This window comes from Pseudomonas sp. Ors-4-3C, from assembly GCF_055755035.1.
Genome location: NZ_CM146900.1, coordinates 4,371,451 through 4,383,780, shown reverse-complemented (window position 1 = coordinate 4,383,780; position 12,330 = coordinate 4,371,451). Strand labels below are relative to the sequence as shown.

The window sequence follows — 12,330 nt, the reverse complement described above, 5'->3', positions numbered from 1 at the left end:
ACTGCGATTTTCGGTCGCAGTGATGGCTAAGTGCTCAGATCCTGAGCCAGATCAATATTTAACCAATTGGTGCGCTTAGAGTCAGCAGCCCTGCCGACTCTTCCAATAAAACGAGCGCGCTATTCCATGAAGATCAATCTCCCGGTCACCGGACGTAACGTCGATGTGGCGCACGATGCGAACATTCTTTCGACCACCGATCTGACCAGCGCGATCACCTACGCCAACGACGATTTCATCCGGATCAGCGGTTATAGCCGCGACGAATTGCTCGGCACGCCACACAACTTGTTGCGTCACCCGGACATGCCCGCGCAGGCGTTTGCGCATATGTGGCAGACGCTCAAGAGCGGGCGTTCGTGGATGGGGCTGGTGAAGAATCGTTGCAAGAATGGCGATCATTATTGGGTCAGCGCGTATGTCACGCCGGTTACGCAGAGCGGTGTGGCAGTGGAGTATCAGTCGGTGCGCACCCGGCCTGATGCGCGGCTCGTAGCCGCGGCGGAGCGAGCATATGCGCAGTTGCGCGACGAGCGTCCGGTGCTTCGGCTGCCGAGCCTGGGGCTGCGCGGCAGGATCACGGCGTTGGGCAGCACGTTGCTGGGTCTGGTGTTGGGGATCGAGGCCTGGTTGCGCCCGGAGTCGGCGTGGATTGATGGAGTGGCGTTTGTCGCCGGCAGCAGTCTTTGCGCGTTGGGCGTGCGCTGGATTTTGCGGCCGCTGGAACGCCTGACCGAGCGGGCGCGGCAGGTTGCGGACAATCCGTTGAGCCAGAGCATTTACACCGGGCGCCGCGATGAAATCGGCCAGATCGAGTTCGCCCTGCAGATGATCGAGGCGCAGGTCGGCGCGGTGGTCGGGCGCATGGGGGATGCTTCGCAGCAGTTGGCCGGGCACGCGGCGCAACTGGTTGATCATCTGCAAAGCAGCCACAGCAGTTCGCTGGCCCAGCAGGCCGAAACCGATCAGGTGGCGGCAGCGATTCATCAGATGGCCGCGAGTGTCGCGCAGGTTGCCAGCCATGCGCAGCAGGCCTCGGTGGCGGCGGACATGGCTGGCACGGAAACGCGCGAGGGGCATTGGCTGGTGGGCGAGAGTCGTAGCGCGGTGTTGCGTCTGGCCGAGGAATTACGGCGGGCGACCGAGGTGATTCATCAGCTCGAAGGCCACAGCAGCGAGATTTCCGGGGTGCTGGAGGTGATCCGCAGCATCGCCGAGCAGACCAATCTGCTGGCGCTCAATGCGGCGATCGAAGCGGCGCGCGCTGGCGATGCCGGGCGTGGTTTTGCCGTGGTGGCGGATGAGGTGCGCGGACTGGCGCAACGCACGCAGCAATCGACCAACGAGATTCAGCGGATGATCAGCACCCTGCAAAACGGCGCGCGCGATGCGGTGCGGGTGATGCAGCAGAGCAGCGAGCATGTGGATAACAGCGTCGAACAGGCACAGCGCGCGGCGCGGGCACTGGACGGGATCAGCGAGCGGGTCGAGCAGATCACCGAGATGAGCCTGCAGATTGCCGCGGCGGTGGAGCAGCAGAGTGCGGTGAGCGAAGACATCAACCGCAACATCGTCAGCATTCGCACGGCGTCGGAATTGACGGTGGATGAGGGGCGGCAGAGTCAGCGCAATTCCGAGGATGTGGCGGGGTTGGCGGGGGATTTGAGGTTGCTGGCGCGGGAGTTCTGGGGGCGGCGGCAGGTTCGAGATTGATGCAGCCTGTCCCGGCCCCTTCGGGAGCAAGCCCCCTCCCACAGGTGTATGGGGTGATCATTTATTCTGTGTACAACTCAGATTCCTGTGGGAGGGGGCTTGCTCCCGAAGGGGCCACTGCAGGCAGTACAAAATCCGGATCAAGCCGCCCGCAGCGAAATAAACGCATACGTCTGCGCCGGCTCAGTCACCACTTGCGCTCCGGTCGCCAACACTTGCCCGGCCACATCATCCCCTGACAAATGAAACAGCCATTCACTGGATACTGTGTTCAGAGGCTGTGCGCAAACCTGATCGATCACAGCCGCAAACGCGCCCATCTCCGGCAAATATGCGGTAAACCCATCGCCCTTGAGCGCTGTGGTGCGAATCCCCAGGGCGGCGCAGATCGCATCCTTGATCCGGATGTCATCGCGGTCGGCCTGACGCGAACGCTGGATCAGCTCCAGCAGTGCCTGATCGACCAACTCCCCGCCGACAATCAGCAGCGGCCCCTGTTGCCATGACTCTGGCGGGCAATCCTTGGCGGCAGGGTTGAGTGCGATGTGCGGATTGATTTCTGCCGGATAAATCCTGCACACCAACGGCCGGCGTTCGTAAATCCGGCACAGGTTGTCTTCGTCAAGATTCCGGCAGCGACCGACGTTGTAGGCGGCGAAGGTGATTGCCACGTGGGCCTCGGTGGTACCGCTGCGCACTACCGCGGAACGCCGTTCGGCGTGTTCACGCTGCTGCGCCGGCAGGCCCAGGCCGTTGCCGAGAAAGGCCTCCACCAGCACGATCACCTGACCGCCATCCGCCGCCCACATGCGGGCTTCGGCGAGGGTCAGGGGCACATGGTGGTCGGTGCAGCATTTGCCGCAACCGACGCAGGAAAACGTCGTATTCATTGCACGATCAATCTTCAATCAGAGTGTGAAACGGCGACGTAAAGTCGCCAGGCTGAGGCTGATCGAAGCAAGTTGTGCGCCAGCCCTCAAGGCTTCGCGGTCGGACGGATCGAGTCCCACTCGGTGACGAAGGCGGTTTTCGACGTTTTGCTGTACAGGCACAGCTCGGTGCCTTGCTGGCCTTTCATGTGTTTTTGCGGGTATTGGCCTTGCAGCAGCACGGCGGTGTAGCCGACGCGGTCATCGAATTGCGCGGGGGTGCCGACCGGTTTGGCGTCTTTCAGGCCACTGGCCTTGGTGCAACTGGCGAGCACGGTTTTGTCGTACGCGGCCCAGGCGTCGGGACTGGAGGCGTGAGCCTGGGAGGCGAGGGCGGTGAGGCAGAGCAGGCTTAGGGTGAGGGCTTTCATGGTTGGGCATCCTTGGGTTTGGCCAAGGTTTGAGTGTGCCTGAGGGTGAGAAGTTGCCTGGGCCGGCCTCTTCGCGAGCAAGCCCGCTCCCACAATTTGGAATGCGCTCCCCCTGTGGGAGCGGGCTTGCTCGCGAAGACGGTCGATCAGTCCGGTACAAGTTCCCGGCGAACCACATACATCCCGGCACTCTCATACAAACGCTGCGCCCGCAGGTTGTCTTCCAGCACCTTCAGATCGACAAATCCTTCGCGCTTTTGCTGAAACACCTTGAATGCATTCAGCAGCAATGCCCGACCCAATCCTCGGCCCTGAGCGCGTGGGTGCACCACCAGATTCTTGATGTACGAGCTGGTCCAGCACTGCGCCACGCCGATCACGCCTTCGGCATCGCTGGCAATGAAACACAGCGCCGGGTCGTATTCGGGATCGCTCTCGAAGCGCAGCTGCCATTCCTCCAGTGCCGGCACACGACCGCCGCCCTCACGGTAGCCGAGTTGCATCAGCTGATGCACCGCCGCCGCGAGTTCCGGGCGATAAGTGCTCAGTTCAATGCCTTCCGGCCAGTAGATCGTCGGCACGTCTTGGCGAAGGTCGCGCCGCATCAAAAAGCAGTACGTCTGGCCCAAGACTCAGTGACCGTTGGCGGCGACGTGTTTGGCCGCTTCGATCAGCCGCTGCGTCAGTTCCGGCGAGGAGAACTTGGTCAGCACCGCGTTGGCCCCGGCCAGGCGCGCTTTCTCGCTGTTCATCGCGCTGTCGAGCGAGGTGTGCAGCAGCACGTAGAGGTGGGCGAAGTCCGGCGTCTCGCGCAGGGTGCGGGTGAAGGCGTAGCCGTCCATCTCGGACATTTCGATGTCGGAGACGATCAGGTTGATCTGTTGCGCGGTGCCTTGCAGATCCAGCAGGCAGTCGATGGCTTCCTTGGCACTGCGCGCAGTGTGGCATTGCAGGCCGAGGTTGCGCAGGGTGTGCACCGATTGCTGCAACGCCACCTGACTGTCGTCGACCACCAGAATCCGTGCGTTGCCCAGGACTTCGGCGTCTTCCATGCTCAGGTCGGTCGGGGCCATCTCGATCTGCGCCGGGGCGATGCTGTGGATGACTTTCTCGATGTCGAGCACTTGTACCAGTGTGCCGTCGACCGACGTCACGCCGGTGATATAGGCGCGCGAGCCGCCGGAGCCGAATGGCGGTGGCTTGATGTCGGTGGTCAGGCAATGGACGATTTTGCTCACCGCCTGAACGTGCAGGCCCTGCTTGGAGCGGCTGACGTCGGTGACGATCAGGCAGCCGCCGTTCGGGTCTTCCAGCGGTCGCTCGCCGATCGCGCGGCTGAGGTCGATCACCGACAGCGAAGCGCCGCGCAGGGTGGCGATGCCTTTGACGTGCGGATGCGACTCCGGCATTTTGGTCAGCGGCGGGCAGGGGATGATTTCACTGACTTTCAGCAGGTTGATCGCCATCAGCTTGCCGCTGCGCAAGGTAAACAGCAGAAGCGAAAGTGAATCTGCGCGGGCTTTGTTGGAAGACATAAAAACCTTCTGTGGAAAAAGGTGATGGGCGAGGGTGCAAATCGCCAGAAACTATTGATGCCGGGTTATCGGCGTTAACGGGGTGGGCTTTAGGTCGGTTATCGGCTGGCGGCAGATCCAAAGCCCCTCACCCCAGCCCTCTCCCGAAGGGAGAGGGGGCCGAACGAGGTGTCTGGCGCTGTACATCGACCTGAATGACCGAGTCGATTATGGATTCAGTACAGATCTCTCACGTCGGCGGAATTCTTGAATATCCCCCAATCAGTCCCCTCTCCCTCCGGGAGAGGGCTAGGGTGAGGGTGTGCTTTTAGCTCTTCATCCCCAACCGCTTGGCCATCCGCCCAAGATTCGCCCTATCCAGCCCCAACTCCCGCGCCGCACTCGCCCAATTATTCTGATTGCGTTCCAGCGCCGCACTGATCAAGCGGCGCTGATACTCCTCCGTGGCGCTGCGCAAGTCGCCATTGATCAACGGTGCCACGGCTAAAATATTGGCAGTAGGCGCGGGCGAGTTATCCACAACCTCACGCGGCAGATCCAGATCCACCGCGCTCAAACTGAGAATCTTCGGCCTTACCTTGCAATTGCCCAGCGCCTTCAGTGCGCTGCGCCCGATCAAGTGTTCCAGCTCGCGCACGTTGCCCGGCCAAGTGTAGGCGAGCAACGCGTCCTGGGCGTCGCTGCTCAGGCGCAGGCTGTTGAGGCCCATGCGCGAGCGGTTCTGTTCCAGAAAGAAGCCGCTGAGCAGCAACACATCGCGGCCGCGATCGCGCAGCGCCGGGACCCGCAGCGGGTACACGCTCAGGCGGTGATAGAAGTCGGCGCGGTAGCGGCCGCTGCGCACTTCTTCAGCCAGATCGCGGTTGGTCGCGGCGATCAGGCGCACATCGACCTGGTGTTCCTTGTCCGAGCCAAGCCGCTGCAACTGGCCGCTTTGCAGCACGCGCAGCAATTTGGCCTGCACGGTCAGCGACAGTTCGCCGACTTCATCGAGAAACAGCGTGCCGCCATTGGCCAGTTCGAACTTGCCGCGGCGGTCGCTGGTGGCGCCGGTAAAGGCACCGCGCACATGGCCGAACAGTTCGCTTTCGACCAGGGTGTCGGGCAGGGCGGCGCAGTTGAGGCTGATGATCGGTTTGTCGGCGCGCGGGGAGGCGGCGTGAATCGCTTGCGCCACCAGTTCCTTGCCGACCCCGGTTTCGCCGGTGATCAGCACGGTCAGGTCGCTGCCGCCGACCAGATTGATCTCCTCCACCAGGCGTTTGTGCGCCTTGCTCTGGCCGATCATTTCGCGCGGCTGCTGGCCGCTGGCCTGGCGGTAGACCTCGGCGCGCTGGTGCTCGTCCTCGGCACGCAGCGCCAGGCGTTCGATGCGTTCGGCGGCGTTGACCGTGGCCGAAGCGAGGCTGGCGAAGGCTTGCAAAGCGTCGAGTTCGATCGGCTCGAAACGCTCCGGGTCGAGCGCATCAAGGGTAATCAGGCCCCAGAGTTTTTCCTCGACGAACAGCGGGCAACCGAGACAGTCATGGACTTCGAGGTGATCGCCCAGACCATCGACCAGGCCATCGTACGGATCGGGCAAGTCGCTGTCGGCGGCGAACCGGGTCGGCCCGGCACCGTCCAGCAGGATCTCGAAACGTGGGTGTTCGCTGACCTTGAAGCGTCGGCCGAGGGTGTCGGTGCTCAATCCATCCACCGCCAATGGCACCAGCCATTCGCCGTCGAGGCGCAGCAACGCGGCGGCGTCGCACGGCAGCAGGGCGCGCAGGGCTTCGAGCAGGCGCCGGTAGCGCTCGCCTTCGGGCAGTTCGCGGGACAAGTCGGAGACCAGCGGCAGTAGAGCGGTGAGCAAGGATTTGGCGGTCATGGTCTTGTAGTCAAAGAGACTCTATGTAGTCGCTATGACTATAAGGCGCTTTGAGTCTAAATGACTACTCAAAAAATAAGCCATTGATTTATAACGATAAATAATCTGGCACGAAAACTGATAAGCCTAAGGTAATTCTCAAAAAGCTCAGGAGTCACTCTTATGCTTAGCGTCCAGGATCGTGCCATCGTCAAATCCACCGTGCCTCTGCTGGAAAGTGGCGGTGAAGCGCTGATCACCCACTTCTACCGCATGATGCTCGCCGAATACCCTGAGGTACGTCCACTGTTCAACCAGGCGCACCAGGCCAGTGGCGACCAGCCGCGTGCTCTGGCCAACGGCGTGTTGATGTATGCGCGGCACATCGATCAGCTCGACCAGTTGGGCGATCTGGTGGCGAAGATCATCAACAAGCACGTCGCCCTGCAAATCCTCCCGGAGCACTACCCGATTGTTGGCACCTGCCTGCTGCGCGCCATCTCCGAAGTGCTCGGCGACGAGATCGCCACGCCTGAGGTCATGAGCGCATGGGGCGCGGCGTACGGGCAACTGGCCGAGATTCTGATCGGCGCGGAGACGGCGATCTACGACCAGAAAGAACAAGCGGTCGGCGGCTGGCGCGGGGCGCGGGAGTTCATCGTGGTGGACAAGGTCGAGGAGAGCGCGGAGATCATCTCGTTCTACTTCGAACCGGCGGACAAAGGTCCGATCCTTGCTGCGCAGCCGGGCCAGTACATCGGCATGAAGTTGATCCTCGATGGCGAGGAAATCCGCCGCAACTACTCGCTGTCGGCGCTGGCGAACAAGGGCCAGTACCGCATCAGCGTGAAACGCGAGCCGGGTGGTCGTGCGTCCAACTACTTGCACGATCAACTGCACGTCGGCGCAAGCATTGCGCTGTTCCCGCCATCGGGCGAGTTCACCCTGACGGCCAGTGACAAGCCGTTGGTGCTGATCAGTGGCGGTGTCGGCATCACTCCGACTTTGGCGATGCTTGAAGCAGCGCTGCAAACCGAACGCCCGGTGCATTTTATCCACTGCGCGCGCAATGGCAGCGTGCATGCGTTCCGCGACTGGGTCGACGGTCTGGCGGCGCGTCATCCACAGCTCAAACGCTTCTATTGCTACGCCGAAGATGACGGCGTAAGTCCGGCAGCGGACAAGCTCGGGATGCTGAGCGCCGAGCAGTTGAGTGAATGGTTGCCGCAGCAGCGCGATGTCGATGCTTACTTTCTTGGGCCGAAAGGCTTCATGGGGGCGATCAAACGGCATTTGAAAGCCTTGGGTGTACCGGAGCAGCAGAGCCGTTATGAGTTCTTCGGGCCGGCGGCGGCTCTGGAATGATCTGAAACGCGGTTGCCTTCATTCGCGAGCAGGCTCGCTCCCTCAGGATTTGTGTTCGACGCAGATCCAATGTGGGAGCGAGCCTGCTCGCGAAGGCCGTTACGCGTTCTCTATTATCAAATTCTGTTTAAAGGTTAATCATTCCTTAACCGCCTTATCGTTTATTCCCCCGCTACTGCGCGGCGTAATGTCCCGCGTGTAGACTTGCGGGCAACCATCAGCCGTTCAACGGCTGAACCATGGATTTGAAAGGGAAACGCGATGAGCGAGGAAACGATTCGACTGGGACGTGAGCGGCGCTTTCTGGTGCTGTTGGGGGTCATCTGTCTGGCGCTGATCGGTGGCGCTCTTTATATGCAGATTGTGCTGGGCGAGGCGCCATGCCCGCTGTGCATCCTGCAGCGCTATGCCTTGCTGCTGATTGCGCTGTTCGCCTTTATCGGCGCGGCCATGCGCACCCGACGCAGCATCACGGTGTTCGAAGTGCTGGTAGTGATCTGCGCGATCGCCGGGGCCGGTGTCGCCGGGCATCATGTGTACACCCAGTTCTATCCGGCGGTGAGCTGCGGCATCGATGTATTGCAGCCGATTGTCGACGACCTGCCGTTGGCGAAGATCTTCCCGCTGGGCTTCCAGGTCGACGGTTTCTGCTCGACGCCGTACCCGCCGATCCTCGGCCTGTCGCTGGCGCAATGGGCGCTGGTGGCGTTCGTGCTGGTGGTGATCCTGGTGCCGCTGCTGACCTCGCGCAACCGAAAAGCACTGCGCTGAGTCAACTCTTCGGCTGATTGGCCGATACAGAAAACGCCTCGATTTGCGGATCAGCCGATCGAGGCGTTTTGCATTTCAGAGTGTTTGTGAAATCACCGTGACGAACGGCAACAGAGAGTGCGGCAGGTGTGCGACATGTTGTCACACGCGCCATGTCGCAGGGCGTTTCGGCAACCCGGATTGGCGTAATGTTACAAAAAAGGATTGGTCTGTTTCGGCATTTTTCTGGTTTTGCACGGATGTGCCAGATCAGGCAGTTTTAACAAGCTCTGGCAGATGGCCAGAGGCCTTTGAATATCGGGCTTTGCGCCGATTCGCTGCCGGGAAAAAGCCTTCGGAGCTGTCTGAACTGAGGTGTATAGGCCTACATTTTTTGGTGTTTTTGTTGAGAATTGATTTCGATAACATGCGGAACTTTTGCAAAAACGGTGATGGATTGTTGCTCTGAGCGATAAAAATTATTTCGGGATAAGACATGGTGTATAGGGCGCTACCTATCTACAATCGCCCGCATTGAATTCCCGGCACTGCTCGGCCTTTATAAGGAACCGAGCAGGAAGTCGGGTGTCGAGCAGGCCGAAAGGCTTTTGAGACACCCAGGTGTCGGTGCCTTCCAACTTTCCGCACCAAATGGAATTGGTCTGTAACAAGGCCTTTGACCACGAATTCGAATAAGAACTGACCGCTGTCCCAAGGTTTTGTCGAGCGTCTGACGCGCGACGGGCGGCCCTTATTCAATCCAAAGAAAATGCCAACCCTTGGCAGGGTGAAGTGTTGGCGATCAAAACCCAACTGCATTGCGCAAGCTGCTTTAGAGGTCGTGAGATGAGTAAAAACAGGTACCCCAGATTACTAGGCCTAGTGCCGCTGCTCGGCACGTTGTTGCTGGGAGGCTGCAACATGACCCTGCTCAATCCAACGGGCCAGGTCGGCCTGGAACAGCGCAACCTGATCATCACCGCCACGCTGCTGATGCTGTTGGTCGTTGTGCCGGTTATCGTCATGACCTTCCTGTTTGCCTGGAAGTATCGCGCTTCCAACAAGGACGCCGTCTACACCCCGAAATGGTCGCACTCGACCAAAATCGAGGTGGCCGTCTGGACCATCCCGGTTCTGATCATCATCGCCCTGGGTTACATCACCTACATTTCGACCCACAAACTGGACCCGTACCGTCCGATTGAATCCGACGTCAAGCCGGTGACCATCGAAGTCGTTGCGCTGGACTGGAAGTGGCTGTTCATCTACCCGGAACAAGGCATTGCCACGGTCAACAAGATCGTGTTCCCGGCGCACACGCCAATCAACTTCAAGATCACCTCCGACGCCGTGATGAACTCGTTCTTCATCCCGGGTCTGGGCGGCCAGATCTACGCGATGGCGGGCATGCAGACCAAGCTGCACCTGATCGCTGACCGCAACGCTGAAATGGACGGTATCTCCGCCAACTACAGCGGTGCTGGTTTCACCGGTATGAAATTCAAAGCGATCGCAACTTCTCAGGAAGATTTCGACGCCTGGGTAAGTGAAGTCAAAAAGGCACCTAAACAGCTTGAACAAGCTGAATACGCAGCCCTTGCCAAGCCAAGCCAGAACAATCCAGTCGAGCTCTACTCCTCGGTCACGCCGAACCTGTTTCAGATCATCGTCGACAAGTACGAAGGCATGAAACCGGGCAAGCCGCTGAAGCACGAGAAGAAAGAGAAAGAAGTGGCGGCAACGGATATGGACTCGAATTCGCATTCAGCTGCCGGGGCAGAGGAGTAAACGATGTTTGGTAAATTAAGTTGGGAAGCGATCCCTTTCCACGAGCCGATCGTGATGGTCACCATCTCGATGATCGCGCTCGGTGGTCTGGCGTTGTTCGCTGCAATCACCTACTTCAAGAAGTGGACCTACTTGTGGACCGAGTGGCTGACGTCGGTCGACCACAAGAAAATCGGTGTGATGTACATCATCGTTGCCATGGTCATGCTGCTGCGTGGCTTTGCCGACGCCATCATGATGCGTACCCAGTTGGCCATGGCCACCGAGGGTTCGCCTGGCTACCTGCCACCTGAACACTATGACCAGATCTTCACCGCTCACGGTGTGATCATGATCATCTTCATGGCGATGCCATTCTTCACCGGCCTGATGAACCTTGCTGTGCCGCTGCAGATCGGCGCGCGTGACGTTGCCTTCCCGTTCCTGAACTCCCTGAGCTTCTGGCTGCTGGTGTCCGGCGTTGTGCTGATCAACCTGTCCCTGGGCGTCGGCGAATTCGCCAAGACCGGCTGGGTTGCCTATCCGCCGCTGTCGGGTCTGCAGTACAGCCCTGGCGTGGGTATGGACTACTACATCTGGGCGCTACAGCTATCCGGGTTAGGTACGACGCTGACGGGGGTCAACTTCCTCGCGACCGTGCTGAAAATGCGTACCCCTGGCATGAAACTGATGGACATGCCGATCTTCACCTGGACCTGCACCTGGGCTAACGTCCTGATCGTGGCTTCGTTCCCGATCCTGACCGCTACCCTGGCACTGCTGACCCTCGACCGTTACATGGATTTCCACATTTTCACCAATGAACTTGGTGGCAATCCAATGATGTACGTCAACCTGTTCTGGGCCTGGGGCCACCCTGAGGTTTACATCCTGATCCTGCCGGCATTCGGCATCTTCTCGGAAGTGATCTCGGCGTTCACCGGCAAGAAACTGTTCGGCCACCACTCGATGATCTACGCTTCGGGCGCGATCTCGGTACTGGGCTTCATGGTTTGGCTGCACCACTTCTTCACCATGGGTTCGGGTGCCAGCGTCAACGCCTTCTTCGGTCTGGCGACGATGCTGATTTCCATCCCGACGGGTGTGAAACTGTTCAACTGGCTGTTCACCATCTACCAGGGCCGTCTGCGCTTCACCAGCCAGGTGATGTGGACTCTGGGCTTCATGGTGACCTTCGCCATCGGCGGCATGACCGGCGTACTGCTGGCCATCCCGGGTGCTGACTTCGTTCTGCACAACAGCCTCTTCGTGATCGCGCACTTCCACAACGTGATCATCGGCGGCGCAGTCTTCGGCTACATCGCAGGTTTCGGCTTCTACTTCCCGAAAGCGTTCGGCTTCAAGCTGCACGAAGGCTGGGGTAAAGCAGCATTCTGGTTCTGGATCTCGGGCTTCTTCGTCGCGTTCATGCCGCTCTATGCACTGGGCTTCATGGGCATGACCCGTCGTCTGAACGCCACCACCAACCCTGAGTGGGTACCGTACCTGTACGTTGCCATGTTCGGTGCGGTGATGATCGCTGTCGGTATCGCCTGCCAACTGATCCAGCTGTACGTCAGTGTGCGTGACCGCAACAAGCCAGAGAACATGTGCGAACACGGTGACCCGTGGAATGCCCACACTCTGGAATGGTCGACCTCGTCGCCACCTCCGTTCTACAACTTCGCTGTGCTGCCTAAGGCTGACTGCATCGACCCGTTCACCGAAGCCAAGGAAAACGGTACTGCGTACCAGGCTCCGGCCAAGTACGAGCCGATCCACATGCCGAACAATACCGCCACTGGCGTGGTGATGGGCGCACTGCTGACCGTCTTCGGTTTCGCGATGATCTGGCACATCTGGTGGTTGGCGATCGCCAGCCTGGCCGGCACTGTCATCTACTTCGTGATCCACGCCGCACGTGACGACCAGGGCTACATGGTTCCGGTTGAAACGATCGAGCGCATCGAAGCCGAGCAGCACAAGCGTCTGGTCGCGGCAGGGAAAATCCCGGCCAATGCCACCCGTGTAACCTCGTTGGAACAGGCTTAAAC

The 12,330-nt window shown here is 59.9% G+C and carries 10 protein-coding genes and 1 pseudogene; 6 read left to right on the top strand and 5 right to left on the bottom strand.

Translation table 11 applies throughout. The features are described from left to right. Window positions 1-126: 126 nt before the first annotated feature. Both ACVHNU_RS19710 and ACVHNU_RS19705 read left to right on the top strand, forming a co-directional pair. Window positions 127-408: pseudogene (locus ACVHNU_RS19710) on the top strand (PAS domain-containing protein); the annotation flags it as partial. Between the two features lie 201 nt (window positions 409-609). Next, on the top strand, window positions 610-1,713 hold the full coding sequence (locus ACVHNU_RS19705) for a methyl-accepting chemotaxis protein (protein WP_400508748.1): 1,104 nt from the start codon (window positions 610-612) through the stop codon (window positions 1,711-1,713). Window positions 1,714-1,853: 140 nt separating this feature from the next. Here ACVHNU_RS19705 and ACVHNU_RS19700 read toward each other — a convergent pair whose 3' ends face one another. The 5 genes from ACVHNU_RS19700 to norR form a co-directional block, all read right to left on the bottom strand. Beyond that, window positions 1,854-2,603, bottom strand: coding sequence for a YkgJ family cysteine cluster protein (locus tag ACVHNU_RS19700; RefSeq protein ID WP_473018141.1), 750 nt, complete (start codon window positions 2,601-2,603; stop codon window positions 1,854-1,856). A gap of 86 nt (window positions 2,604-2,689) precedes the next feature. Then, complete coding sequence (locus ACVHNU_RS19695) at window positions 2,690-3,013, bottom strand: hypothetical protein (protein ID WP_003227994.1); 324 nt, start codon at window positions 3,011-3,013, stop codon at window positions 2,690-2,692. Window positions 3,014-3,159: 146 nt separating this feature from the next. Then, window positions 3,160-3,618 (bottom strand): GNAT family N-acetyltransferase, encoded by a 459-nt coding sequence (locus ACVHNU_RS19690; RefSeq protein WP_473018139.1) that lies wholly within the window; start codon window positions 3,616-3,618, stop codon window positions 3,160-3,162. A gap of 27 nt (window positions 3,619-3,645) precedes the next feature. Then, the gene (locus ACVHNU_RS19685) at window positions 3,646-4,548 is read right to left on the bottom strand and encodes a chemotaxis protein CheV (protein ID WP_003227992.1); all 903 of its coding nucleotides are present in this window, start codon (window positions 4,546-4,548) and stop codon (window positions 3,646-3,648) included. 307 nt (window positions 4,549-4,855) lie between these two features. Continuing rightward, entirely contained in the window at window positions 4,856-6,415 is a 1,560-nt protein-coding gene (gene norR / locus ACVHNU_RS19680; RefSeq protein WP_473018138.1) for a nitric oxide reductase transcriptional regulator NorR, read from the bottom strand. Between the two features lie 162 nt (window positions 6,416-6,577). On the opposite strand from norR, the gene hmpA reads away from it, so the two are divergent. The 4 genes from hmpA to cyoB all read left to right on the top strand — a co-directional run bounded on the left by hmpA (window position 6,578) and on the right by cyoB (window position 12,328). Next, window positions 6,578-7,759: an NO-inducible flavohemoprotein gene (hmpA, locus tag ACVHNU_RS19675; protein ID WP_226501192.1), complete on the top strand. Its 1,182-nt coding sequence runs from the start codon at window positions 6,578-6,580 to the stop codon at window positions 7,757-7,759. Window positions 7,760-8,020: 261 nt separating this feature from the next. Beyond that, entirely contained in the window at window positions 8,021-8,530 is a 510-nt protein-coding gene (locus tag ACVHNU_RS19670) for a disulfide bond formation protein B (RefSeq protein ID WP_003227988.1), read from the top strand. A gap of 825 nt (window positions 8,531-9,355) precedes the next feature. After that, window positions 9,356-10,297, top strand: coding sequence for a ubiquinol oxidase subunit II (gene cyoA, locus ACVHNU_RS19665; protein ID WP_003227985.1), 942 nt, complete (start codon window positions 9,356-9,358; stop codon window positions 10,295-10,297). Window positions 10,298-10,300: 3 nt separating this feature from the next. Continuing rightward, window positions 10,301-12,328: a cytochrome o ubiquinol oxidase subunit I gene (gene cyoB, locus ACVHNU_RS19660; protein WP_003227984.1), complete on the top strand. Its 2,028-nt coding sequence runs from the start codon at window positions 10,301-10,303 to the stop codon at window positions 12,326-12,328. Window positions 12,329-12,330 lie beyond the last annotated feature (2 nt).

Bases quoted from the DNA above. Each gene is read 5' to 3' on its own strand.
- ACVHNU_RS19700 (WP_473018141.1), bottom strand. From the start codon at position 2,603: ATGAATACGACGTTTTCCTGCGTCGGTTGCGGCAAATGCTGCACCGAC.
- ACVHNU_RS19695 (WP_003227994.1), bottom strand. From the start codon at position 3,013: ATGAAAGCCCTCACCCTAAGCCTGCTCTGCCTCACCGCCCTCGCCTCC.
- ACVHNU_RS19690 (WP_473018139.1), bottom strand. From the start codon at position 3,618: ATGCGGCGCGACCTTCGCCAAGACGTGCCGACGATCTACTGGCCGGAA.
- ACVHNU_RS19685 (WP_003227992.1), bottom strand. From the start codon at position 4,548: ATGTCTTCCAACAAAGCCCGCGCAGATTCACTTTCGCTTCTGCTGTTT.
- norR (WP_473018138.1), bottom strand. From the start codon at position 6,415: ATGACCGCCAAATCCTTGCTCACCGCTCTACTGCCGCTGGTCTCCGAC.
- hmpA (WP_226501192.1), top strand. From the start codon at position 6,578: ATGCTTAGCGTCCAGGATCGTGCCATCGTCAAATCCACCGTGCCTCTG.
- ACVHNU_RS19670 (WP_003227988.1), top strand. From the start codon at position 8,021: ATGAGCGAGGAAACGATTCGACTGGGACGTGAGCGGCGCTTTCTGGTG.
- cyoA (WP_003227985.1), top strand. From the start codon at position 9,356: ATGAGTAAAAACAGGTACCCCAGATTACTAGGCCTAGTGCCGCTGCTC.
- cyoB (WP_003227984.1), top strand. From the start codon at position 10,301: ATGTTTGGTAAATTAAGTTGGGAAGCGATCCCTTTCCACGAGCCGATC.